The organism is Halostagnicola alkaliphila, assembly GCF_055379965.1.
The window spans coordinates 1,658,474-1,682,513 of record NZ_AP043826.1 but is presented as its reverse complement, the minus strand read 5'-3'; the positions used below and the strand labels follow the sequence as shown (position 1 = coordinate 1,682,513).

The 24,040-nt window shown below is 61.0% G+C and carries 26 protein-coding genes; 4 read left to right on the top strand and 22 right to left on the bottom strand.

The window, feature by feature from the left end:
• Window positions 1-26 precede the first annotated feature (26 nt).
• Window positions 27-1,013, bottom strand: a complete 987-nt coding sequence (gene mvaD, locus ACZ5C7_RS13470) for a phosphomevalonate decarboxylase MvaD (RefSeq protein ID WP_464376814.1) — start codon at window positions 1,011-1,013, stop codon at window positions 27-29.
• Window positions 1,014-1,440: 427 nt separating this feature from the next.
• Here mvaD and ACZ5C7_RS13465 point away from each other — a divergent pair, with 427 nt between their 5' ends.
• Window positions 1,441-2,508 carry a methionine synthase gene (locus ACZ5C7_RS13465; RefSeq protein WP_464376813.1) on the top strand — a complete coding sequence of 356 codons (1,068 nt, stop codon included), beginning with the start codon at window positions 1,441-1,443 and terminating at the stop codon, window positions 2,506-2,508.
• Between the two features lie 149 nt (window positions 2,509-2,657).
• On the opposite strand, the gene ACZ5C7_RS13460 is transcribed toward ACZ5C7_RS13465, so the two are convergent.
• Window positions 2,658-2,846 (bottom strand): antitoxin VapB family protein, encoded by a 189-nt coding sequence (locus ACZ5C7_RS13460; protein ID WP_464376812.1) that lies wholly within the window; start codon window positions 2,844-2,846, stop codon window positions 2,658-2,660.
• Window positions 2,847-2,965: 119 nt separating this feature from the next.
• Between ACZ5C7_RS13460 and nth the strand changes: the two genes are divergently transcribed.
• Window positions 2,966-3,649 (top strand): endonuclease III, encoded by a 684-nt coding sequence (gene nth / locus ACZ5C7_RS13455; protein ID WP_464376811.1) that lies wholly within the window; start codon window positions 2,966-2,968, stop codon window positions 3,647-3,649.
• Window positions 3,650-3,794: 145 nt separating this feature from the next.
• Complete coding sequence (locus tag ACZ5C7_RS13450; RefSeq protein WP_464376810.1) at window positions 3,795-4,019, top strand: hypothetical protein; 225 nt, start codon at window positions 3,795-3,797, stop codon at window positions 4,017-4,019.
• A gap of 97 nt (window positions 4,020-4,116) precedes the next feature.
• On the opposite strand, the gene ACZ5C7_RS13445 is transcribed toward ACZ5C7_RS13450, so the two are convergent.
• Together ACZ5C7_RS13445 and ACZ5C7_RS13440 are read right to left on the bottom strand one after the other, a co-directional pair.
• Window positions 4,117-4,920 carry an NAD(+)/NADH kinase gene (locus ACZ5C7_RS13445; protein ID WP_464376809.1) on the bottom strand — a complete coding sequence of 268 codons (804 nt, stop codon included), beginning with the start codon at window positions 4,918-4,920 and terminating at the stop codon, window positions 4,117-4,119.
• Between the two features lie 52 nt (window positions 4,921-4,972).
• Window positions 4,973-6,283 (bottom strand): M28 family peptidase, encoded by a 1,311-nt coding sequence (locus ACZ5C7_RS13440; RefSeq protein WP_464376808.1) that lies wholly within the window; start codon window positions 6,281-6,283, stop codon window positions 4,973-4,975.
• Between the two features lie 171 nt (window positions 6,284-6,454).
• On the opposite strand from ACZ5C7_RS13440, the gene ACZ5C7_RS13435 reads away from it, so the two are divergent.
• A complete protein-coding gene (locus ACZ5C7_RS13435) occupies window positions 6,455-7,519 on the top strand; it encodes a polyprenyl synthetase family protein (protein WP_464376807.1) in 1,065 nt (354 codons plus the stop codon).
• 48 nt (window positions 7,520-7,567) lie between these two features.
• On the opposite strand, the gene ACZ5C7_RS13430 is transcribed toward ACZ5C7_RS13435, so the two are convergent.
• The 18 genes from ACZ5C7_RS13430 to ACZ5C7_RS13345 all read right to left on the bottom strand — a co-directional run bounded on the left by ACZ5C7_RS13430 (window position 7,568) and on the right by ACZ5C7_RS13345 (window position 23,890).
• Window positions 7,568-8,299, bottom strand: coding sequence for an NAD(P)-binding oxidoreductase (locus tag ACZ5C7_RS13430; protein WP_464376806.1), 732 nt, complete (start codon window positions 8,297-8,299; stop codon window positions 7,568-7,570).
• A gap of 74 nt (window positions 8,300-8,373) precedes the next feature.
• Window positions 8,374-9,180, bottom strand: coding sequence for a CBS domain-containing protein (locus ACZ5C7_RS13425; RefSeq protein WP_464376805.1), 807 nt, complete (start codon window positions 9,178-9,180; stop codon window positions 8,374-8,376).
• Window positions 9,181-9,264: 84 nt separating this feature from the next.
• Window positions 9,265-10,764, bottom strand: coding sequence for a DHH family phosphoesterase (locus ACZ5C7_RS13420; protein WP_464376804.1), 1,500 nt, complete (start codon window positions 10,762-10,764; stop codon window positions 9,265-9,267).
• Between the two features lie 40 nt (window positions 10,765-10,804).
• A complete protein-coding gene (locus tag ACZ5C7_RS13415) occupies window positions 10,805-12,313 on the bottom strand; it encodes an NADH-quinone oxidoreductase subunit N (RefSeq protein ID WP_464376803.1) in 1,509 nt (502 codons plus the stop codon).
• On the bottom strand, window positions 12,313-13,848 hold the full coding sequence (locus ACZ5C7_RS13410) for a complex I subunit 4 family protein (RefSeq protein WP_464376802.1): 1,536 nt from the start codon (window positions 13,846-13,848) through the stop codon (window positions 12,313-12,315). Before ACZ5C7_RS13410 ends, ACZ5C7_RS13415 begins: the two co-directional genes overlap by 1 nt.
• Entirely contained in the window at window positions 13,845-15,884 is a 2,040-nt protein-coding gene (nuoL, locus tag ACZ5C7_RS13405) for an NADH-quinone oxidoreductase subunit L (protein ID WP_464376801.1), read from the bottom strand. Before nuoL ends, ACZ5C7_RS13410 begins: the two co-directional genes overlap by 4 nt.
• Window positions 15,885-15,888: 4 nt before the next feature.
• Window positions 15,889-16,191: an NADH-quinone oxidoreductase subunit NuoK gene (gene nuoK, locus ACZ5C7_RS13400; RefSeq protein ID WP_464376800.1), complete on the bottom strand. Its 303-nt coding sequence runs from the start codon at window positions 16,189-16,191 to the stop codon at window positions 15,889-15,891.
• On the bottom strand, window positions 16,188-16,652 hold the full coding sequence (locus ACZ5C7_RS13395) for a hypothetical protein (RefSeq protein ID WP_464376799.1): 465 nt from the start codon (window positions 16,650-16,652) through the stop codon (window positions 16,188-16,190). The genes nuoK and ACZ5C7_RS13395 overlap by 4 nt, the downstream gene beginning before the upstream one ends.
• Window positions 16,649-16,924 (bottom strand): NADH-quinone oxidoreductase subunit J, encoded by a 276-nt coding sequence (locus ACZ5C7_RS13390; RefSeq protein WP_464376798.1) that lies wholly within the window; start codon window positions 16,922-16,924, stop codon window positions 16,649-16,651. The genes ACZ5C7_RS13395 and ACZ5C7_RS13390 overlap by 4 nt, the downstream gene beginning before the upstream one ends.
• A complete protein-coding gene (locus tag ACZ5C7_RS13385; protein WP_049952191.1) occupies window positions 16,921-17,382 on the bottom strand; it encodes a NuoI/complex I 23 kDa subunit family protein in 462 nt (153 codons plus the stop codon). Before ACZ5C7_RS13385 ends, ACZ5C7_RS13390 begins: the two co-directional genes overlap by 4 nt.
• Window positions 17,379-18,488 carry a complex I subunit 1/NuoH family protein gene (locus ACZ5C7_RS13380; protein ID WP_464376797.1) on the bottom strand — a complete coding sequence of 370 codons (1,110 nt, stop codon included), beginning with the start codon at window positions 18,486-18,488 and terminating at the stop codon, window positions 17,379-17,381. Before ACZ5C7_RS13380 ends, ACZ5C7_RS13385 begins: the two co-directional genes overlap by 4 nt.
• Window positions 18,485-20,143: an NADH-quinone oxidoreductase subunit D gene (locus tag ACZ5C7_RS13375; RefSeq protein ID WP_464376796.1), complete on the bottom strand. Its 1,659-nt coding sequence runs from the start codon at window positions 20,141-20,143 to the stop codon at window positions 18,485-18,487. Before ACZ5C7_RS13375 ends, ACZ5C7_RS13380 begins: the two co-directional genes overlap by 4 nt.
• Window positions 20,140-20,844, bottom strand: a complete 705-nt coding sequence (locus ACZ5C7_RS13370; protein WP_283834264.1) for an NADH-quinone oxidoreductase subunit B — start codon at window positions 20,842-20,844, stop codon at window positions 20,140-20,142. Before ACZ5C7_RS13370 ends, ACZ5C7_RS13375 begins: the two co-directional genes overlap by 4 nt.
• Entirely contained in the window at window positions 20,841-21,254 is a 414-nt protein-coding gene (locus ACZ5C7_RS13365) for an NADH-quinone oxidoreductase subunit A (protein WP_464378449.1), read from the bottom strand. The genes ACZ5C7_RS13370 and ACZ5C7_RS13365 overlap by 4 nt, the downstream gene beginning before the upstream one ends.
• 200 nt (window positions 21,255-21,454) lie before the next feature.
• Window positions 21,455-22,093: an AIR carboxylase family protein gene (locus ACZ5C7_RS13360; protein ID WP_464376795.1), complete on the bottom strand. Its 639-nt coding sequence runs from the start codon at window positions 22,091-22,093 to the stop codon at window positions 21,455-21,457.
• A 26-nt stretch (window positions 22,094-22,119) separates the two neighbouring features.
• Window positions 22,120-23,331: a 5-(carboxyamino)imidazole ribonucleotide synthase gene (locus ACZ5C7_RS13355; RefSeq protein ID WP_464376794.1), complete on the bottom strand. Its 1,212-nt coding sequence runs from the start codon at window positions 23,329-23,331 to the stop codon at window positions 22,120-22,122.
• 123 nt (window positions 23,332-23,454) lie between these two features.
• Complete coding sequence (locus ACZ5C7_RS13350; RefSeq protein WP_464376793.1) at window positions 23,455-23,625, bottom strand: hypothetical protein; 171 nt, start codon at window positions 23,623-23,625, stop codon at window positions 23,455-23,457.
• 103 nt (window positions 23,626-23,728) lie between these two features.
• Window positions 23,729-23,890 carry a hypothetical protein gene (locus tag ACZ5C7_RS13345; protein WP_464376792.1) on the bottom strand — a complete coding sequence of 54 codons (162 nt, stop codon included), beginning with the start codon at window positions 23,888-23,890 and terminating at the stop codon, window positions 23,729-23,731.
• Between the last annotated feature and the right edge of the window lie 150 nt (window positions 23,891-24,040).

Sequence of the window (24,040 nt, the reverse complement as noted above, 5' to 3'; positions counted from 1 at the left end):
GTCGGCAGTATCGTTCTCGAGCCCCCTCAGAACAACTGCTCGTCCTCGGCCTCGAGCAACTGGGCGGGGCCACCGACGCCCCAGACCATCGTCTCGACGCCGCAATCCGCGACTTCTTCCTCCACGCGATCAGCGTGTTCCTCGGTCGTGTTGACGTAGACGCTCGCGCCGGTATCAGTCGAGAAGTAGACCGGAATATCTTCTTCCTCGCGGAGCTTTCGGACTCGGTTGAAGATCTCGAGCGTCGCCGGCTGCCAGTACACCCAGCCCGACGGGCCAGTCATGGTCGTCGCTGCGAGCGACAGCGAATCGTGCTCGGCGAGGGAGAACGCGGCGTCGAAGTCCGCATTTCGAAGCGCATCGCGCATTTCCGCGATCTGGCCGTGAATGTGGGCGTTTCGGGCCTGGAACATGTGACTGTCGGCGGCCTCGTCGTGTGCGTCTTCGGTCTCTTTGTGGTACGGCACGAGCCCGACAACCGTCTTCAGGTCGTCCTCGAGATCCGTCTCGATGCGGCGGGAGCGACAGTCCTCGTCGTTCAGCCCCGTGTAGAGCTGGGAGAACGCGCCCGTGACTGCTCGAGACGCCGACGCAGAGCCGACTCGAGCGATCGTCGAGATTTCCTCGCGGTCGGCTTCGATACCGGCGGCGTCTGCGAGAGCCATCGCGGCCGCGGCGAACCCGGAGGAAGAGGAGCCGAGCCCGACGTTCGTCTGGAAGTCGTTCTCGCTCACCAGTCGAACCGGGTGGTCAGCGTGAGCGGCGTCGGCTTTCGAGCGGACCTTCTCGAGGACCGCGTCGACGCGTTCGTATGCTCGCCCGTCGAGTTCCTCGCCGTCGACGACGAACGTATCCTCGTCGTAGTCGGCCGAGAACTCGGCCGTCGTTTTGGTGTGGCTCGGTGCGGTACAGACGCTGATACTGTCGTGATACGGAAGTCGCTCGATATCGTCGCGCATTCCGTGATACTTGACCAGCCCCTGAATCGGGTGGGCCAAGGCCGTGGCTTTCATATCCAGACTGGTGAGTGACGGCCGCTTAAAGGTCACGGGATGGTGCGGAAAGCAGTTCCTGTCGTGAACCTGGCCTGAAATAATGGCTGAAGGTGGCTTACTGATCAGTGTGTAGTCGCCTCGACCAGTATCGGGAGCCAGCGAAGCATCCGGACCCACTAGGCAGATACGCACTAGTAATATCCTCAACCCCTAGTATTACATTTAGTTATGTGCTACGTCAGACACGTATGGAGCAAACGAGATCGGAGGCTCCCAGAAGTCGGACGCTCTCACACCCGATAACTGACGGGATCGCCCAGCCGAATCGCTATCCGAACCGTACAGCGACTGACCGGGAGAAAATCAAACGAACGAGGGGTAGACCAACAGAGATCGAACCGGCGGAAACCGAACCAACAGAGATCAGACTACCGGAGGAACAACCGTGACAGCCCCCGCTCCTCGCGACCAATTCAGACCGGCGAATCACCCGAACGACCACTTCCTGCTGACAACCATCGTCGGTGCCCATCCGAAGCCGACGTGGCACAACCGCGCTCGAGAACTGTTCGAGGACTCCGCTAACGACTTCGGCCGGTCGGCGTGGGAGCAAGCCAAAGACGACGCCGCTCGGCTCGTCACGGCAGAACACGAACGCGCAGGCATCGACGTCGTCACCGACGGCGAGATGCGACGCAACGAGATGGTCGAGTACTTCGCGGAGCGAATCGAGGGCTACGAGTTCAACGGCCTCGTGAAAGTCTGGGGGCACAACTACTTCGACAAGCCGAGCGTGCGTCGCGAGGTCGAATACGGCGACAGCTGGCTCGTCGACGAATACGAGTTCACCAGCGAGGTCGCCTCCGGACCGGTCAAAGTTCCAATTACGGGCCCCTACACGCTCGCCACCTGGTGTTTCAACGAAGTCTACGAGGACGATGCGGAACTCGCCGTCGAGCTCGCTGAACTGGTCAACACCGAAATTCGCACGCTCGTCGACGCCGGCGCACGGTACATTCAGATCGACGAAGCCGCCCTCGCGACGACGCCCGAGGACTACGCGATCGTCGGCGAGTGTCTCGAGACGGTCGTCAGGGATCTTCCCGAGGACGTTTACCTCGGATTGCACGTCTGCTATGGCGATTACTCCCGGATCTATCCCGAGATCCTCGAGTTCCCCGTCGACGAGTTCGACCTCGAGCTCAACAACGACGACTACGGACAACTCGAGGTGTTCAAAGAGCCGTCGTTCACCAAGAACCTCGGCTTCGGCGTCGTCGACGTTCACACCGCCGAAATCGAAACCGTCGAGGAGATCAAAGCCAACATCGAACGGGGCCTCAAGGTCGTCCCGCCGGAGCGGCTGACGATCAGTCCAGACTGCGGCCTGAAACTCCTCCCGAGAGCAATCGCGTTCGGAAAACTCGAGAATATGGTCCAGGCCGCTCGAGAGATCGAAGCCGAACTCGACGCCGGAACGCTCGAGAGTCCCGACTCCGATACTCGGCGATGACGTCAGTGACAATGGTCCGTTCGCAACGGCTGCGGCGAAATAGTACACCATTCGATGCAGTCCACCCATGAGCCTGGTCAATTGCAAAACGCCACGAATACAGACCCGCTATCCTCTCGTAGACCGATAAGACAGCAGACGGTATTCGCTCAAATTTCGTCGAGCGACACGAACTCGTCGTCGTCGGTTCGTTCGAACATCTCCTGTGCGTTCTGTTTCTGCCGCGCCTCGATGAGGTCCCGGATCACGTCATCCCAGGTCTCGTCAGATCCCTTGAATTGAGAGAGGAGTTCGAACGTCTCTTCCCGGATCGGGAGCCGCTTATCTGCCCCAGACATCTTGTAGAGTTTACGACTCATGCGTTATTAGCAGGTTGGCTGCCGAACCAGTGGGCAAATCGCGACTCGAGCCGACCCGAAATCCGAACGCTGAAAGCCCGAGAGTCCAAGCGGTCGCTATGGGAACGCCACGCGAAACTCGTACCGAGCAGGCCGAGGAGATCGTCGACCGGTTAGAAGAGACCTACCCCGACTCGACGATTTCGCTTCGGTACTCGAACCGCCTCGAGTTGCTGATCGCCGTTATCCTCTCGGCCCAATGTACCGACGAGCGGGTCAACAAGGAGACGAAGCCGCTCTTTGCAACCTACGACGGCCCCGAAGCGTACGCGAACGTGCCCCAGGAGGAACTCGCCGAGGCGCTGAACTCGATCACCTACTACAACAACAAAGCGGAGTACATCCGCAACGCCTGCGAGAAGATCGTCGAGGAACACGACGGCGAGGTTCCGGATACGATGAGCGACCTCACGGACCTACCCGGCGTGGGCAGAAAGACCGCAAATGTCGTCCTTCAGCACGGCCACGATATCGTCGAGGGGATCGTCGTCGATACGCACGTCCAGCGACTCTCGAGGCGGCTGGGAATCACCGAAGAAACCTATCCCGAACGAATCGAGGAGGACCTAATCGAAATCGTTCCCGAGGACGACTGGCAACAGTTTACGCACCTCTGTATCGATCACGGGCGAGCGATCTGTTCCGCCCAAAATCCGGACTGTGGAGACTGCGTGCTCGCGGACATCTGTCCGTCGGAGAAAGGCGACAGCGAGATTGATCTGGCGTCCGGAGAACCGTGGTGAGTCGGGACGAGTTTGCGGTGAGCCGGGGCGAGTTCTAAGAGGGAAAACCGGGCGCGAGAGCGCCGATATCAAACGCGAGTCTGCACATTCAGGCCCAAGGCCTTTTCAGCGGAGTAGGGTACACTCACGGTACGAGGTGACAACTATGCCCGAAAAAGACGAGCACGGCCGAGACGTGGAACTGGCAAAGGAGGATCCCGAGGCCGAGGACGACGACGAACTCACCGAGGAAGAAAAAGAAGCTCGCGAACGGCAGGACGAAGAACAGCGCCGCCAGGACATCGAACACAAATCCGTCGAACGCGAGAACGACGCTCGAGAGCACGAGAACCCGGACAATCATCGGGACGAGGAACCGTTTAACAGCTAACGAGAACGGCTCTGAATCTCCGTAATTAGCGTCGTTTTTGGCCGTTTTTGCAGCGTTTCCGCGCCTCGGCGGATGTAGTCAGTCGGAACGGCTCTTACTATTCCTCGAGAGTGGCCTCATCCGAAAGTACGAGCGTCGAGAGCGATCCGTCAGCAGCGATTTCGACGCGTCTGTCCGCGGAAATCGTCTCGAGCGTTCGGCCGTCGACCGACACAGCAACAGCGTCCTCGTTTCGTTCGATCGAGAGCGACAGGCGCTCGTCCGGAAGCACCCAGCGATCCGTGTGCGTATCGAACGGGGCGATCGGTGCCACGACGACGGCGTCGACAGCCGAGGAGAGTATCGGTCCGTCGACGGCGTTCGCGTAGCCGTGACTGCCCGCGGGTGTCGCGACGACGACGCCGTCGGCGCGGAACTGGGCGACCGATTCGGAACGGCTCTCGACGCCGTACTCAGAGATACGGGCCGGTTCGTCGGTCGCCAACGTGACATCGTACAGCGCTCGTTGCGGTTCTCCGTTCCCCATATCGACGTTGAGGATCGGATGCTCGTGCTCGAGTACGTTTCCATCGAGAACGGCTCTGATCGCGTCCGGAAGGGCCGCTCGAGGAACACTGGCTATTCCCGGGTCACAATCGACCGGAAGAATCGGGCCCTCGGAACAATCGGTCGCCTGTATGAGTTCGAACAGCGAATCGTCTCCCGGCGCGACGACGAACGACGGGTCCGCCGCACGGACCGTCTCGACCGAGCCAGTGACGACCGATCCGTCGTATTCGGCGAGGAGATCCTCGAGGCCATCCGAGACTCGAGTTTCTGGTTTCCCGTCCGACGAATCCGTGCCGGCCTCGACGATGCCGACAACCGGCTCGCTGCCCGCAGTCCATGCGACGGAGTCCATGTGGTTCAATTCCGGCGGCCCGACCAAAAGCGTGCGGATGTGGTCCGGTTTCTTACGTGTCGTAGGGCCAATCGCCCGTGATCTGCATCCCCTCGGCCAGGTTCTGTTCCTCGAGCTCGTCGGCCATCGCTTCGGGGGTTCTGTGATCGACCGTCGCGTCGTCGCTCGCGAGGTGGACGACGAGATCGGTCAACAACACGGCCTGCTCGCGAAGGTTCCGTTTCTCGAGTTTCTCGAGCGTGTCGGCGAAGGTGTGGCCCCAGCCCCGGCCGACGTCTTCGGACGTGCTCTTGACGTGATAGCCGGGAACGCCCCACTGGACGAACGGCCAGTGATCGCTGTGCGGACCGAGGTCCGGATTCGTCTCGATCGGGTGATCGTACCGGCTCGAAATTGCCTCCACCGCCGACTTGAGGCCCGAAAAACCGTGGGTCGTTAGCGAGAGAGTCCGATCGCCGACGACGCCGTCGTTGTTGACGACGGCGACGATATCGTCGTGATTCGCCCGCTCTGCGTGATGCTCCGAACCGACCAGCCCGACCTCCTCCGCGCCGTAGGCGACGAACTCGACGCGCGTCTCGAGGTCGTCTTCGCGGCCAGCGAGCGCGGTCGCGATTTCGACCACCATTGCGGTCCCGGCGCCGTTGTCCAGTGCGCCCTCGGCGATATCGTGGGCGTCGACGTGGCTCGTCACGAGCACGCAGTCGTCGGTCTCGGGACCCAACTCGGCGTGGACGTTCTGACTCGTCGCCTCGTCGGTTTCGGCTTCGACGCTGACCTCGACTTCGTCGCCGTTGAACCGGCGAGCGAGGCGCGCGCCGACTTCGCTCGAGACGCCGACAGCAGGGATCTCGCCGATCGGATCCGCCGGCGTCCCGACGCTTCCGGTCGGCGGCAGACAGCCCTCGACGTGGTTGCGGTAGACGAACCCGACCGCGCCGTGGTCGACGGCGTGGTAGTATTTCTCCCGCCGGTGGACGTACCGTTCGTAGTGGTCCGGGATGTCGCTCCTGACCATGACGACCTTCCCCTGGATATCCGCGTCCGAGAACGATTCCGGCAGTCCGTACTCGAGGTCGACCAGTTCGGCGGAAACGGTCTCGGACGGACTTCGCGGCAGCGCGATCGACGACTGTTCGAGACCGTCGGCACTGATCGAACTCCCGCCTCGAGTCCAGCCCTGAATGTCGAACTCCTCGAGACGCGCGTTTCGCGCTCCAGCCGCTGAAAGCCTATCGCGAGTTAGTTCCGCGCTCTCGCGCTCCCCGTCGCTTCCGGCCATTCGGTTCCCGATATCGACCAAGTCCTCGAGATGGTTCCAGCCGACGTCGCTCGTAAACGTCTCACCGATCCACGTACTCATAGGCCCACGTACGCACTCGAGGGCGTAATCCTTCGGGAAGGCGAACGACCCGTGAACGTTCGGGATACCGAACGTCCCGAGAACGCAACGGTCTTTCAAGTGTGTTAGGAATGTGTAACGTTCGGGAACGGAACTGAATCTTTTTGAGGGCTGTCCGTCTGGGTGGAACGTATGCGGAAGACGCTCGCCGAATGGCGGCCCGCGATCGACGAGGCGATCACCGAGGTGTTACCACGAGAAATCGACGAGGCGTATCTCGAGACGTACTTCGGCGAGCCAACCTTCGAGTACGATCCGGAGGCGATTCAGTGTGCGCTTTCGGATCCGCTCTGGGAGCTCCTCGATAGAGGGGGGAAACGCTGGCGTGCCGTCCTCTTTCTGGTATTCATCGATGCGTTCATGCGGGATCCGGAAGAGTATCTCCCCTACGCTTGCATTCCCGAGATCCTTCACAACGGAACGATCATCGTCGACGACGTCGAGGACGAAGCGTCGGTTCGACGCGGTGACCCTGCCTTGCACCACATCCACGGCCAGGACGTGGCGCTCAATGCGGGCAACGCGATGTACTTTCTGCCGCTAAAAATCCTGCAGAACAATCCGGCCGACCTTCCGGCGGACCGAAAGCTCGCCGCCTACGAGATGCTCACGACCGAACTCAACCGAACGCATCTCGGACAGGGAATGGACATCTGCTGGCACAACGAACGCGAAGTCGACATCACGCGAGAGCAATACCTCGAGATGTGCGCCTGTAAAACCGGTTGCCTCGGTAGAATCGTCGCACGATTGGCCGCGATCTGTGCGGACCAACCGGCCGACATCGAAGAGGCGGTGGCCGAATACGCCGAACTCACCGCCGTCGCCTTCCAAATCGGAGACGACATCCTCGACGTCGAGAACTCGTTGGGACGTGCGGGCGATTTCGGCAAGGAGTTCGGCAACGACATCCGCGAAGGGAAAAAGACGCTCCTTGTTCTCCACGCGATCGACGAGAGCGACGCGGCGACCGCTCAGCGACTCGAGGAAATTCTCGTCGCCGACGCGAACACCGAAGCCGACATTCTCGAAGCGCTTTCGATCCTCGAGGACGCCGGAAGCGTCGAATTCGCCCGCAAGCGCGCACTCGCGCTCGCGAAGACCGCGCGAGGGCGCATCGAAGAACTCGATCTCGATCCGGAGCCGACGCGGAAACTTCTCGAGTTCACCGAGTTCGTCGTCGAACGCGACAACTGACCGATCGGAGGTGAACGTTGCTCGCTTAGAAGCGAACGCCCTGCTCGATCAAAATCGAACGTCCTGTTCGGTATCGAGCCGATCGAACTGCCACGGAACCTCGACCAAATTCTTCGGCGTTCCGGCCAATCCGTCCCGAGTGACGACCTCGAGCGTTCTATTTCGTGCCTCCGGCGTAAAGGGGGCCGAAGCCATGATCTGGGCGACGTCACCTCGCGGAATCGTTCCGTAGAGCGTATCTCCGCCCTCGCCGACGAGAACGTCGTTTCGCGGCGGCTCGTTCGTCAGCTTTCCCGGACGAACGATCGTGTAACCCAGTCCTGATTGGCGAATAGCTGATTCGGCGTCCTGTTTTGCAGAGAGCGTCGCACGGATAGCCAGCCGACCGAGACGAGGCATTCGACTCCGAGAGCTCCCGACACCGATCGCGCTCTGGAAGACGAAGTGGGAAATGTCGGCCCCGATCGACGCGGTGACGAGATTAATAACGCCCGTTCGATCGACGAGTTTGCCGCCGATGACGTGGCGAATGCTCGGTGGCGTTCCGACCGCACAACAGACGATATCACAATTTTTGACGGCCTCCACCGCATCCGCCGGTTCGAAGAGATCCGCGACGACGACTTCGTCGGCGCCGAGTCGCTCGAGTTCGTCGACGTTCGCGTACGAACGCGTCGTCGCTCGAACCCGAAGGTCAGTTGGACGAAACACCGAGAGTAGTTCCCGACCAGTCTCTCCGCTCGCACCTGCGATGAGTACACGGTCGCCGATCGATGACATACGCCCCGTACCCGCTCGATGAGTATAACCCTGCGCAGCAGTTCGATACGCTGACCGTCTGGAAGAACGACCTGTTACTCCTCGTCGGGTTGGAGTCGTTCCGTCGTCTCGACGAGCGGATGACGCGCGTAATCGACGACATCGATATCCTCGATCCCTTCGAGTTCTTCTTTGGCTGCCGTCTTCGCCATTCCGAGGTCGATATTCTGATCGACGACGATGACGTACGCGTCCATTTCGTCGATGTTCAATCTGTCCGCCGCGAGAACGCGGTGATGTCCGTCGGCCAGCATCAAGGTGCCGTTATTATCGATGACGACGAGCGGTTCGGCGAGGCCGTGCTCGAGTTCGTACCGTCGTCCCTCGAGTTCGTCGGCGTAAACTCGGCCCTGCGTCGGGATCAGATCGTAGAGCGGAACGGTTCGCCGTTCCTGGGAGAGTTCGATCTCGTGAATCTGTTCTAAGGTCCGCATCAGCTTGCCGACCTTTTCGGGGGTCGCTCGTTCGATCTGACTGCGAATTACGTCGGCGTTCGAAATGATGCCGACGAGGTTGCCGGCGTCGTCGACCACCGGAAGCTTCTGGATGCCGGATCGAAGAATCACTCGAGCGGCGTCGGTCACTTTCATCTCGGGGTGTGCGACCAGGAGATCGGTGGTCATCACCTTGAAAATCGGCTCGTCGTCGTCGGCCAGAAGGAGATCGCGGGCGCTGACGAATCCCTCGACGCGTCGACGCTCACAGACCGGGAACCCGCTGTGTTCGTCGCTCTCGGCGATCCGCGACGCCACCTCCAACACGGTCGCGTCGGGCGAGACCGTCTCGACTTCCCGCGTCATGTACTCTTTGACCGGCGGTTTCCCCTCCGAGACAACGTCCATACCGCTTCCTTCGGTGTCGGGGCGCAAAAGTACTGTCTTCTCGGCGTTCTGGCTACCGCAGACGCGTGACCATTCAGACCACTCTCAGGCCGACTCGCCGTCGCTTTGTTCGTTCTCGTCCGGTTGGAACAACCACTCGCTCGTCCGGTCGTAGGCGCCAACCGGCGTCCCCGGCCGCGTTCGGATCGCCTCGAAGAATCGATCCGTGATCACCTCTTCGATGACGCTGAAGATCGAGTTCTTTTCGTCCTCGTCGTCGGCACCGCCGAGAATCCCGATCTCGAGTTGTGCACCCGCCATGTCGGCGTGGCCGCCGGCGCTCCCGATCGGATCGAACGCGTCTCGAAGCGTCTCGCCGAGGTCGACGTTGCTCGCTCGAGATCTGGCCGACAGGAACACCATCTCGTCCTGAAAGCCGAACACGAGCGTCGTGCTCACTCCTTCCATCGCGAGAAGTTGATCCGCCGCCTGCGGTAACGCATCGCGGTCGCCGAGCCGACCGACGCCAGCGACGGCGACCGACTCCCGTTGCTCGCGGTTCTTGATGGCCCGAGCGATGACCTCGAGCGTGTCGCCGCCGATGGTTGGATCTTCTATCTGGGATATTTTCGTCGTATCCACGACCGGCAACAGCGTCGATGCGGCCTGAAAGTCCATCGACGATACTTCGCGGGTGAAGTCGTTGGTGTCGATTCGAATGCCGTACAGTAATGCTGTCGCCACTCGCGGGTCGATGTCCAGTCCGAACCGATCGAGGTATTCGGTGAGAATCGTACTCGTCGCGCCGGCACCTTCGCGCAGGTCGACAAACTCTGCCGAAACCGGCCCGCGAGGCGGGTGGTGATCGATGACGATATCGACGTGGAGTTCCGTGGGCAGTTGATCGTTCACTCCGGGCCGAGCGTGATCGACGAGCGCGAACGCGGAGTACGCGCCGAGTGGATCGTCTCGTTCGAAGTTCTTCAGATCCAGATCGAGCAGATTCACCATCGCCCGGTTTTCCTGGTGGGAAATTTCTCCGAAATAGCAGGCATCGGCATCGACTCCGACCAACTTCGCGATTTTTACGAGCGCAACCGCGCTCGCGATGGCGTCGGGGTCCGGATTATCGTGCATGAAGACGCCGAGTCGCCCGTCGATTTTCGACAGCTGCGATCGGAGGTCGATCGCGTTCTTCGCGGACGAGCTCGCCGATTTGTTGAGGATGTCGTCGGCCAGCGACGTCGACGGATCGACGACCCTGTCCGCACGGGCCTCGAACGCCTCTCGATCCGTCCGGTCCGCGTTTCCGCCGAGGTACGCGACGATCATGGATTCCGGAAACTGATCGCGGGCCGCCTCGAGCGCGGCCCGGTTGATGTCGGTTCGGTCGCTCGCGATGAAAATCTCGTCCGGCATCTCGAGTGCGGAGAGGACAGAGCGGTCGGTCGGATCGTCGCGACGTGCCGGAATACTTTCGTCTCGAAGCGTTTCGACGATGTTCGCAGCGTCTGCGATAACGAGCAATCGGTCGTCGTGCTCTGCGAGTCGCTCAACGATGGGCTGGCCGACGGTCCCACAGCCGAGCACGAGCCGAAAAACCATATCGCGGCTTGCCACTCCGGAAGGTAAAAGCTACCGGGTTTCAAGCTACGACTGCCGCCGCAGCGTCGACGGCGACGTCGGCGACCGGACCGAATCCGGGCAGGACGACAACCGTCATCACGGCCGCGAAGACGATCGCAGCGTAGAGCCCGACCGGCTGCGAGAGCGACTCGCGCTCGAGGACCGGCTCCTCGATCCAGAGGGCCTTGACGAGTCGCGAGTAGTAGTACAGCGAGAGCGCGCTGTTGATCACGAGCGCCGCGGCGACGACGAGCAGCCCCGCATCGATTGCGGCACTGAATAGGAAGTACTTGCTGAAGAACCCGCCGAAGGGCGGGATTCCGGCAAGGCTGAACATGAACACCGTCATCGCGACGCAGGCGATCGGCGCCTTTGTCCCGAGTCCGTTGTAGTCTTCGAAGGTCCGCCCGACGCCCCAGTGTTCGGCCAGGCCGACGAACAGGAACGCGCCGGTGTTCATGAAGCCGTAGACGAACAGGTGCATCAACGCCGCACCCATCACGACGTCGTTCGCGCCGGCTCCGAGCCCGGCCAACCCGATCAGCGCGTAGCCGGCGTGGCCGACAGAGGAGTACGCGAGCATCCGCTTGACGTTGGTCTGGGTCGCCGCGGCGAAGTTCCCGATCGTCATCGTCACGATCGCCAGGATGATGAAGGCGACCGTCCAGTCGACGCCGATGACCGACGCCGTCGGCTCGAGTGGGAACGCGGTCGTGAACACGCGGAAGGCGATCACGAAGCCGGCGGCCTTCGAGGCCGAGGAGAGGAACGCCGCGATCGGCGCGGGTGCCCCCTCGTAGGCTTCGGGCGCCCAGAAGTGGAACGGAACGCTCGCGGTCTTGAACGCGAAGCCGCCGATCAGCATCAGGATGCCGAGCCCGAGCAGGGGCCCGTAGTCGGCGTCGAGGTTGTCCGCAATCGCGTCGAGTTGCATGAAGCCGGTCGCGCCGTAGACGAGGCTGATCCCGTAGACGAAGATCGCCGAGGACAGCGCGCCGATCAGGAAATACTTGAGCCCGCCCTCGATGCTTCCGCGGTTATCCTTGAGGATCGATACGAGCGCGTAGGATGGGAGACTCGCCAGCTCGAGGGCGATGAAGATCGTGACGAGACTGTTGGAAGCGGCCATCGTCGCCATCCCCGTCGCGGCCAGCAGGGTGAGCGTGTAGTACTCGGCCTGGTAGGTGTGGCCCTCCATGTAGTCGTAGCTCGCGATCGCCACGAGCGACGTGACGACAGTCACGACGACGATGAAAAACAGCGCGAGCTGATCGACGACGAGTTGACCGTCGAAGAGGTCGATGGCTCCGAAGCCGCCGTCGGCCTGTGGCGTTCCGACGCCGGCCAACAGGAACCAGACGGCGACGGCGAGTGCGGCGAGCGAGCCCGCCGTCGTCGTCCCGGCGAGGAGCGCGCGGTTCGTCGTTCGCGGGTTGATGCTGTCGAAGACGAAAAGCACCATGGCCGTCAGCACCAGGATGTACACCGGTGCCAACGCGGCCCACCCGGACAGTTCGATCGGGAACATCAGCTCCCACCTCCGTGCTCTAAGATCGGATCAACTGCGTCGGTTATCATGTCGAAGATCAACTCCGGTGCGACGCCGAGTGCGATGATGATCGCGAGCAACACGAACATCGGCGCGATGTCGTGAAGCGGAGCCCGGCCGACGTCGTAGTCGGTTTCCAGTTGGTACGGCCCGAAGACCGCTCGCTGGAGTGCAAACAGCAGGTAGCCGGCCACGACGACGATGCCGAACATCGCCAACGCGGTGAAGATCGGCGCGTACTCGAGGAACTCGGAGCCGAAGGCCCCGAAGAAGATGAAGTATTCCGCGGCGAAGCCGCTCATCAGCGGGAGGCCCATGTAGGCGAACGAGCCCGCGATAAGTACGCCGACGGCGATCGGCATCTTGTCCGCCATCCCGGACATATCCGTAAGCATCCGGGTGTGGGTCGCGTTGTAGATAACGCCGACCGCCATGAACATCAGCCCCGAAATGAGACCGTGGCTGACCATCTGGAAGGTCGCGCCGCCCACGCCGAACTGGGTGAACGCGATCAGTCCGAGGATCACGTAGCCCATCGACGAGACCGAGGAGTACGCGACGACGCGTTTGAGGTCCGTCTGTGCGAGCGCCAACAGTGCGCCGTATATCACACTGATGACGGCGATGACGGCGATCGGAATCGCGAACGTGCTGACGACCTCGTCTGGGAACATCGTGAAGTTGAATCGCAACAGTGCGTAGGTCCCCATTTTCAGCAAAACGCCGGCCAGAAGCACCGATGCGGGCGTCGGCGCTTCGACGTGGGCGTCGGGCAGCCACGTGTGGAACGGAACGATCGGCACCTTCACCGCGAATCCGAGGAACATCGCGAGGAAGACCGCCGACGCGAGCGACGTGCCCCCGAGACCGAAGATTTCGGCCTGCGGGCCGCCGTTGAGCATCGCGTTGGTTACTTCAGGCAGGGCGAACGTCGTCACGTCGAGGCTGAAGACGAGTGCGATGAACGCACCGAACATCACCAGCGACGCCACGTTCGTGTAGACGAAGAACTTGATCGCGGCGTACTTCCGGCGCGGGCCACCCCAGATCCCGATCAGTAGGTACATCGGGATGAGGACCGCCTCCCAGAAGATGAACCAGAGGAAGAAATCCAGCGCCGCGAAGACGCCGATCAGGTTCGCTTCGATGAACAACAAGAGTCCGTAGAACTGGGACTCGCGCTCGTCGATCGGCGTCCACGAACTCACGATGGCGAGCGTGGTCAGTACCGTCGTCAGCACGACTAGCGGCAGGCTGATACCGTCCAGCCCGACGAACCACGAAATCGTGTACTCGCCGAGTTGAATCCACTCGGCAGAGGACTCGAACGCGATCGTCCCGCCATCTGCGAGCAACGCGTTCCCGCTTCCGTCGAACGCGGTGAGCAAGTAGATACTCACCACCGCCGGAACGAGACTGATCGCGAACGCGAGCTTCCCGGCGATGCGATTCGGCGCGACGAACGTGACCAGTGCACCGATTAGTGCGACTCCGATTAATAACTCGATCATCATACGAACCACCCTCCGTACACGCCGAGGACGAGCAGTAACCCGATGAACCCGGCGACCAACAGCGCCGCATAATTGGTGACGATTCCCGTCTGAATGCGCTTGAGCCAGCTACTGCCGAACAGGCTCACGCTCGAGACGCCGTTGACGACGCCGTCGATCACCGTCTGATCGAACCGATCGGCCGCTCGAGCGAGGGGGAGGGTAACGCCCTCCGCGAGCCAGACCTGTACCTCGTCCTGGTAGTAGTTTCTCCGGAGTACATCGCGAGCGCCACCCAGTCGCTGGGTGTGCTCAGCGGGTTCTGGGACGTTGTACAGCTTCCACGCCAGTCCCGCCCCGCTAAAGGCCAGTCCGAGCGAGAGCGCGGCGGCCACGAGCAGGGTCGTCTCCTCAGCGCCGCCGATCAGTCCCGTTTCGTACGGTAACATGTCCCCGTAGAAGCCGTAGGTCAGCTCCTCGAGTCCGCCGTACTCGCCGTCGAGCCACCCCTCGAGGAACATGATGTCCACGTTTAGGAGCTTGCCGACGGGAGCGAGGTTCGCGACGCCCGCCACCAGCGACAGAACGCCGAGGACGACCAGCGGTGCCTTGACGCTCCATCCGATTTCGTGCGGGTCTTTCGCCTCGTCGGATCGCGGCTCGCCGTGGAAGGTGAGAAACACCATCCGGAAGGTGTAGAATCCGGTAAAGAAGACGGCGAGCAGTCCCATCGCGTAGGCCGCGAGGAAGACGTTGCTCTCGAGGCCCAGGATAATCGCGTCGTAGAGGATTTCGTCTTTCGACCAGAAGCCCGAGAAGGGGATGATGCCCGCGAGTGCGAGGGCGCCCGCGAGGAACGTGTAGTAGGTGACGGGTGCCTTGCTCTTGAGGCCGCCCATCTTCCACATGTCCTGTTCGTGGTGCATCAAGATGATGACAGCACCGGCCCCGAGGAACAAGAGCGCCTTGAAGAAGGCGTGGTTCATCAGGTGGAAAACCCCGGCGACGTAGCCGCCGACGCCGAGGCCGAGCATCATGTACCCGTACTGGCTGATCGTCGAGTACGCCAGCACCTGTTTGATGTCGTCTTTGACGACGGCCATCGTGGCCGCAAACAGTGCGGTAAAGCCGCCGACGAAGGCGATAATCGCGAGCGCCTCCGGGCTAAGTGCGTAGTAGCCGAACATTCGCGCGACGAGGTAGACGCCGGCCGCGACCATCGTCGCCGCGTGAATGAGCGCCGAGACGGTCGTCGGCCCCTCCATCGCGTCGGGAAGCCAGGTCTGAAGCGGGAACTGCGCGGATTTCCCGATCACGCCGCCTAACACGAGTAAGCCGGTGATCGTGACCCAGGTCCCGGCGTCGAAGCCGAACAGCGTCTCGCCGCCGTCGATGGCGGCCTCGGCTTCCGCGACGAACGACCCGTCGCCCGCGAAGGCGAGTGTCCCGAACGTCGCGCCGATGGCGACGACGCCGACCAGGAAGAAGTAGTCACCGAATCGAGTGACCAAAAACGCCTTCTTCGCGGCCGAGGGCGCGGACTTCGTTCGGAACCAGAAGCCGATCAGGAGGTACGAACAGAGCCCGACGAGCTCGAAGAACATGAACGCCATCAGCAGGTTGTCCGCGAAGACGAACGCGAGCATGCTGAACGTAAAGAGCCCGAGTTCGGCGTAGTACCGCGGTAGACCCTTCTCGCCTTCGGCGTTCATGTAACCGAGACTGAAGACGTGGACGAGCAATGCGATCAGCGAAACGATGACGAGCATCAGCGCCGAGAGCGGATCGATCAGGATCCCGAACGTGAACGAGATTCCCTCGGCGGCCGTGTGGCCCGCCGTGTCGCCGACCGCCCATTCGTAGTACGTTTCGTGGTGTACCTCGCCGCTCGCGACGGCCGCGAGCATCAACAGCGAGAGACCGAGCGAGCCGGCCGTCGCGAAGATACCCGCGATGGCACCCTTCTTCGGCATCGCGTTGCCAAAGCAGAGCGCGACGACGAACGCCGCGAGGGGGAGCAGTGCTATCGCCGGTGCGTATGTAAAGAACCCTTCCATCGTCTTACCACCTCATCTTCGACGGGACCGTGACATCGACGTCACGGAAGTTGCGATACAGTACCAGGATAATACCGAGACCGATGGCCACCTCCGCGGCGGCCAACGCTATCGTAAACAACGCGAAGATTTGTCCCGTGATGTTGCCGTGATAGAACGCGAACGCGACCAGATTGATGTTCGCCGCGTTGAGCATCAACTCGACGGACATCAGGAACATGAGTGCGTTCCGCCGGGTGAGAACGCCGAAGAGCCCGATACAGAACAGGGCCATCGAGAGCACGACGTAGTGTTCGATACCGATCATGCGTCCTCACCTCCGTCGGTCTGGACGGATCCATCGTCCGTCGATCCCGATCCGGATCGGAACTCGGCATCATCGTCGGTAACCGAGGCGATGTTGCCGCGCCGACCCGCATTTACACCAGTCGATTGGCTCGAGAGCGCCGCGACCGGTTCGCCCTCGTCTTCGCGTTTCGCGAGGACGAGCGCGGCGTCGAGTGCGGCGTCTAAGACGATCGCAACCAGGAAGAACGAAACGAGGAACGGCTCGGTGTTGCCCATCGATCCCTCGGTCGATTGCAGCGGCTCGAGATCGAACAGCGCGTAGCCGATCTCGGACGTGATCGAAATCCCGTTCGGGAACCCCTGCATCGATCCGGTAAAGGAGGTGTTCAACACGATTGCCGCCATCATTCCGAACAGTGCGACCGCGAGCACGCCGGGGAGGAGAAACGAACCAAGCCTGAGTTCCGGTCGTGTTGTCACGACTTTGTCACCTCCTGCTCGTCGATCTCGCTCGCGTCACGCTGGGTCAGCATGACGGCGAACGTAATGAGGATGAGCACGCCGCCGACGTAGACCAGGACCTGCATCATCGCCATGAATTCCGCGGCGAGCATGACGTAGTACACCGCGACGCTCAACAGGGAAATCCCGAGCATAAGCGCCGAGTGCCACGGATCCTTGAAGAGAACGACGCCGAGCGCACTCGAGAGGGTGATGATCGCGAACAGGGAGAACGCGATCGCCTCCATCATTGATAATCGACCTCCCCTTCGCCTTCGCCGATCCAGGCGCCCCGATCGGGTTCTCGGGACTCGAGCGGGTCGATGTCTTTGTACCACGGCACCGCTTTGAGCTGTTCTTTGTTGTAGACGAGATCGTTCTTGGTGTCACCCGTGAACTCGAAGTTCTGGGTGAGCAAGATCGCGTCCACTGGACAGACCTCCTCGCAGAGTCGACAGTAGATACACTGTCCGATGTGGAGGTTGTACTGTTCGCCGTTGCGTTTGTCGTCCATCACGATCTGAATCGTATCGTTCGGACAGACGTTCTCGCACTGGCGACACCAGATACAGCGTTCCTGGCTAAACTTGTGGACGCCGCGGAACCGCGGCGAGACGTCCGGCGCAGTCTCGGGGTACTCCACGGTGAACGTAGAGCCATCCAGTGCGTGCTTCATCGTCGTTGCCATCGATTTGAGTATCCCAATCATGCTATCAGCCCCACGATTACCGCGGTGAGCACAAGGTTCGCAAAGGAAAGGACCAACAGGCCCTTCCAGCCGATTTCGATTAGCTGGTCGATTCTGACCCGTGGCACCGCAGAGCGGAGCCACTGTGTCAGCATGAATACGCCCCAGATCTTGATGAGGAACCAGACGATTCCTAACTGTTCAGGGCCGGGACCGGCTGGTCCACCGAGGAAGATCGTCGCGATGATCGCCCCGCCGAGGAAGATGTGTAAGAACTCCCCGAGGTAGATCAGGACGAAGTAGACCGAGGAGTACTCGGTCTGGTAGCCGGCGACGATCTCGGTCGGTGCTTCCGGCGTGTCGAACGGGTTCCGCCCGACCTCCGCGAAGTTCGCCGTCAGAAAGAGGACGAACGCGAAGGGATTGACGAGCGCGTACCAGGCCGGGATCGAGACGAATCCGAACTCGAGTAACGTCTGTGTCTGGGCGTCGACGATCGTACTCATCTGCAGCGAGCCGGCGAAGATGACGACCGACATCCCGGTGACGACGAGCGGAATTTCGTACGCGACGTTCTGTGCGACCGCACGGAGTCCGCCGAGCATCGAGTACTTGTTCGCCGATGCGTAGCCGGCCATCACCAATCCGAGGCTTGCGATTCCGGCGACGGCAAAGACGAAGGCGAGCCCGACTTCGGGGTCCGCGAGTTGAACGCCGCTGCCCATCGGAATCACCGCGAATCCGAGCATCGCCGAGGACGCGACGACGATCGGCGCGAGGTCGTAGGCCGGCCGATCGGCGTTTTCCGGGATGATGTTCTCCTTCGAGAGGAGTCGAACGGCGTCTGCAACGATGATGAACAGTCCGGCTGGACCAGCACGGTTCACCGCGATCCGATCCGTGAACGCGGCGGTAATCTTTCGTTTCGCCCACGGACCGGCGACGCCGGTCATCGCGAGCATCAAGTTACCGACGAGGAACGCGGCGAGAAACGCGGCGGTTAGTTCGCCGGCCACCCCGAACTCGCCGAGTCCGGTGATGTCGCTGATCCGTTCGGGAAGCAGCGGCTCGCCGACTTGCAGCGGGCCGGCGACCTGCAACGACTCCGCTGTCGCGCCCCGGCTCATCGATCCACCTCGCCGAGGACGATGTCGAGGCTGCCCAGCGACGCGATCAGGTCAGGGATGTACTCGCCCTGGACCATCTGCTCGAGCGCCGAGAGGTTGTGGAAACACGGACTTCGGATCTTGAACCGGCCGGGCTTGTCCGTCCCGTCCGATCGGATGTAGATGCCGAGTTCGCCTTTCGCGCCTTCGACGGCGCGGTAAACTTCCGTGTCCGCGTCCGGTTTGAGGGTCCGCGGGACGTTCGCCTGGACCTCCCGTTCGTCTTCGGGCCACTCCTCGAGCAAGTCGAGACACTGCTCGATGATCTTCGCGGATTCTTCGACTTCCTGCATCCGGACGAGCACTCGAGAGTAGTTGTCACAGCCGTCTTCGGTGATAACGTCCCAATCGAGGTTCTCGTAGTAGCCGTACGGATCGTCTCGCCGAAGGTCGATATCGACGCCGGAGCCGCGAGCGACGGGCCCCGTGCAGCCGTACTCTTTGGCGACCTCGGGCTCGAGGATTCCCGTGTCGACGCAGCGAATCTGGAAAATCTCGTTCGAGGTGATGAGGTTGTTGTACTCGTCGACCTTGGCCGGGAGTTCGTCGAGGAAATCGCGCGTTTGTGCGATGAACTCGTCGCGGGGTTCCGGCAGATCCCAGGCGACGCCGCCGAGCCGGAAGTAGTTAAACATCAGCCGCTGACCGGTGAGGTCTTCGAGGATGTCCTGAACGACTTCTCGGTCGCGAAAGGCGTACTGGAAGACGGCCGTAAAGTCGCCGTAAACGTCCAGCGCGAACGTACCTAGCGCCAGCATGTGCGAGGCGATCCGACAGAGTTCGGCACCCATCGTTCGGATGACCTGTGCGTACTCGGGTACCTCGATGTCCGCCAGATCCTCGGCCGCTCGAGCGTAGGACCACTCGTTGAGCAAGCCCGAGGAGACGTAGTCCCAGCGGTCGGGATACGGCATGATCTGGTGGCGGTAGGTCCCCTGCTGGCACATCTGCTCCTCACAGCGGTGTAGATAGCCGACGTCGGGATCGACGTCGAGGACAGTTTCGCCGTCCAGAACCGCTTTGATGTGGAGCACACCGTGTGTCGCCGGGTGGTGTGGACCGACGTTCAGGAACATCGTGTCCGACTCCGAGTCGACGTGATCCGGCTGAATCGGGTTTTCGTGCTCAGAAAGCGTGACGAGTTGGGGTTTCGTCTGATCGTACTCCTTCGAGAGCGGGTGGCCTTGCCACGTCTCCGGAAGGAGGATCCGTCGCGGATCCGGGTGGCCCTCGTAATCGATACCGACGAGGTCGAACGCTTCGCGCTCGTGCCAGTCGGCCGTTCGGAAGACTGGCTCCGCGGACTGACTGACGGGATCGTCGAGGCTCGTCGGGACGACGATGCTAACCTCCTGTGTCGGGTCGACGTACTTCTTTAAGTGGTAGATCGACTCGTATCGATCCTCGTACTGCTGTGCGGTGAGACAGGAGAGGTGATCGAACCCCGCCTCGTCGCGCAGATCGAAGAGGACCTCCTGAACGTCGTCCGGATTGACGACGAATCCGGGCGCATTGAGGTGATCGTCGCGACCGATCGCGCGGTCGCCGATCAGCGCCTCGAGTTCGTCTTCGGTGACGTCGACGTCCTGCGGTCGTCGTTCGATTTCGGTACTCATGGTGAATCAGCCCAATTGTAGCGCATGACGAGATCCTCCTCGTCGATGTCGTCCGCCAGTTTCTGGACGAGTTCGTCCTTCGGCAAGTCGCCAAACTGTTCGAGTTCGTACGGCTTGACGACGACGGGAGAGGATTCGCCGTTTTTGATCCGCTCCTGAAGTTTCGCGACGCCGTAGACAAGCGCCTCGGGCCGAGGGGGACAGCCGGGAACGTGGATGTCGACCGGGATGATCTCCTCGGCACCTTTGACGACGTTGTAGCCTTCCTGGAAGGGGCCGCCGGAAATCGTACACGACCCCATCCCGACGACGAACTTCGGTTCGGGCATCTGGTCGTAGACGCGTTTCATTCGCGGTCCGAACTTCGAGACGATCGTCCCCGGGACGATCATCACGTCGGCCTGTCGCGGCGACGCACGCGGCACACCGGCACCGAATCGGTCGAGGTCGTGTTTGATCGCGTACGTGTGAATCATCTCGATGCTACAGCAGGCGATCCCGAACTGTAGCATGAACATCGAGTTTCCTCGAACCCAGTTCATGAACTGGTCGAACTTCGTGAGGATGAACGGCGACGCACCGAAGGCCTCCCGAAGCTTCGAGTTGAATCGATTGTCGAGTCCCTCGCCCATTCGCGCTTCTCGGGTATCAGTCGAGGGGGCGGTACTGTCGTAGATTTGTTGGCGGGGTTCGTTGCTCATGGTCGATCAGCCTCCGCTTCGACCTGGTACGGACTTCGTGCCCACTGTACTGCACCGCTGCGCCACGCCCAGGCGAGTCCGACGAGGAGTATCGCGACGAACAACAGCATCGGACCGAGTATTTCGAGAAGGGACACGGCATCCGATTCGACGGCATCCAGATAGACGACCGCCCACGGGAACAGGAGGACGGTTTCGATATCGAAGACGAGGAAGAGAAGTGCGACCATATAGTACTGGATGTTAAAGCGAATGCGCGTCCCACCGGTCGGGACCTCGCCACTCTCGTAGGTGGCGCGTTTGCTCGTTTCGGGTACGCTGGGTCGGATGAGATACGAAACCGCCATCATGCCGAGCGGAATCAGTAATCCCACGAACGCCAGCATCCCCACAGCGATCCATTCATTCATCTCCGTAACGTTCGGAGGTTCAAACCGCATGCATATAAGGGTTGATTCTTTGGGTTTCCGGTATATTTAGCAGCAAACGGGCCGCTGTGGGGGTTTCAAAAATGAACAACCATCCAAAAACGGGAATCGAGATATTTCTGCTGGTAATATGCTATTACCGGTCGTCGAAACAGAACGTTACAATTTCATAGGACAGTTCCCTATTGGCTCTTGGACGAATATTCTGCAACGCCATCGTCGTGCAGTTCTCGAGAGACCGTTCCAACCTCGGATTGGAGCGACTCGTGATAGGAAACGAGGCGCTCGCGAACGTCGTCGTACTGCCGTGCGAGAATCTGTGCGGCAGATAGTGCAGCATTGAACGACTTCCCCGCGTCGACCGCCACCAGCGGCGCTCCCGTTGGCATTCCGATGACGCTATCGACGGATTTTTCCTGCACTGGAACGCCGATAACAGGGAGCGGATACGCGATCGAGGCCGTCATATTCGGCAGGTCGGCGGACTTCCCGCCCGCGCCCGCGATGATAACTTCGAGCCCGCGCTCCTCGGCCGTTTCGGCGTACGCGGTCATGAGGTCGGGCGTCCGATGGGCGGAGGTGACGTACGTTTCGAAGGTAAAGCGTTCGTCGGGCGCGTGCTCGTAATCGGTTTGCTCGCCGAATCCGAGCTCGTCGACCAGCGCGTCGTAGGCGCCCGAACGACGACCGCCGGTCATCATCACCTCGAGATCCGAATCGCTTCCCATGACGATACCCACGTCCGGCGTCTCCTCGGTTGGTTTGTCCTGTTCCGCTTCGTCGTGCAGCCGATCGATGAGGGTTTCCACGGAGTCTGCCATTGAGTGGGGTACCGCGTTCGAGGTAGTTAGTCAGTCCGAAACGTCACCGCGTCCCGAAGGGCTCGAGCGGTCTCGAGGTGGGACTCGAGGATTGCTTCTTCGCTCGATTCTCCGTCCTCGTCCTCGAATCCTGCTGTGCTAGTTTTCTTCTGCGCGCTCACGGTCACGTGCCCCATCTTCCGCAGCGGCCGAACCTCCCGCTTACCGTACCAGTGGAGGTGGGCCGCCGGCGTCTCGAGGATTTGCTCGACGTTTCGTAAGGTCGCTTCGCGTTCCTCGTCGACGTCGCCGAGCAGGTTCGTCGAAACCGTCGGGGAACGAAGGTCGGTCGATCCGAGCGGCCAGCCGAGCACGGCTCGAACGTGCTGTTCGAACTGAGAACTGTGTGCTCCCTCGATCGACCAGTGGCCGGAGTTGTGCGGCCGCGGGGCGATTTCGTTGAGCAGCAGGTCGCCGTCGGGAGTTTCGAATAGCTCGATTCCGTAGACGCCCCGTCCGTCCATCACCTCGAGCACGTCCGTCGCGAGCGATTTGGCCCGCTCTCGAGTATCGGGATCCGTGCGCGCGGGGACGAGCGTCTCTCGCAAAATCTCGTCCTCGTGAACGTTCTCACCCACGGGGAACGTCGCCGTCTCGCCGTATCCCTTGACCGCGATGACCGAAACCTCCCGAGAGAAGTCCACGAACGATTCGACCATCGCGGGGCCGGCGACCGACTCGAGAGCCGCTTCCGCGTCGGCTTTCGACTCGACGGGGACGTTCCCGCGTCCGTCGTAGCCGCCGGTTCGGGCCTTGAGCATCACCGGCGCGCCGTAGTCGTCGATCGAATCGCGGATATCGTCGGCATCTTCGACGGCCCGGAACGACGGGACCGAAATCCCGGCGTCCTCGAGTTCGCGTTTCTGGACGAGTTTGTCGTGGATCGTCTCGAGCGTTCCCGGTCGCGGGTGAACCGGGGTTCCCGACTCGTCGCTCACGCGCTCGAGTACCTCCTGATCGGCGAGTTCGATCTCGAAGGTGAGGACGTCCGATCGCTCCGCGAGCTGTTGAATCCCCTCCTCGTCGTCGAACTCGGCGATGATCTGGTCTCGAGCGAGCGGCGCTGCGGGACAGTCAGGCGTCGGATCGAGAACGATAACCTCCACGCCGAGCGGGCCTGCCGCTTCGGCGAGCATCCGTCCGAGTTGGCCGCCGCCGACGACCCCGAGCGTCGGTCCGGGCGACTGTAGCGTCGTCATCGGGCAGTCATTAACAGCGACTGCGTTTAAGAATTAGTGATTCGCGTTCCGCTTTGCTACCGCGGTCGGTCCTCAAACGGTGGATCGACAAAACGAAATAGCCGCTCGACCGGTCGGTTCGGTTCAGCAGCTACAGGAAAACGGCGCGCTCGTCGTGGTCGTAACGGTGACCGTCGTCGTGGTCGTAATCGTATCGTCGGCTCGGATCGGAGCGAGTTCGCGAATGTCGAACTCCGAATCGAAGTCGGCTTTCATTGCTTCGAAACCGCCAATCGTATTCTGAACTGTGGACATAGCCAGTCTACTATTCATATTACTAATAATTAAATCTTTTGTATGTATAGGTGGAAAGTATCCGGGATGTCGTTGCGGTCGTCGTCGAAAACGGGGGATTGCGTTAGTCGACCGTTCCGGTGGTAGTCGTCGTGGTAACAGTCGTCCACGTCGTGAGTTGGACGGTCGGATTCGACGCTGTATCCGATTCGAACGTCGAATCAAACTGGCTCTTCAGGTTGGCTGATCCACCGATCGCATCTACATCTTGGTTTACAACTGCCATAACCAGATGGAAAATATAGGGAGAGAAACTTAAATCATTCTATCAATCTCAGAAATAACAGAATTTGGCAAAATGTCCCGTCAATCGCATCGAATACACCGCACTATGTTTACCACTATCTCACAAGCAGATGTATTTAACACTACTAAT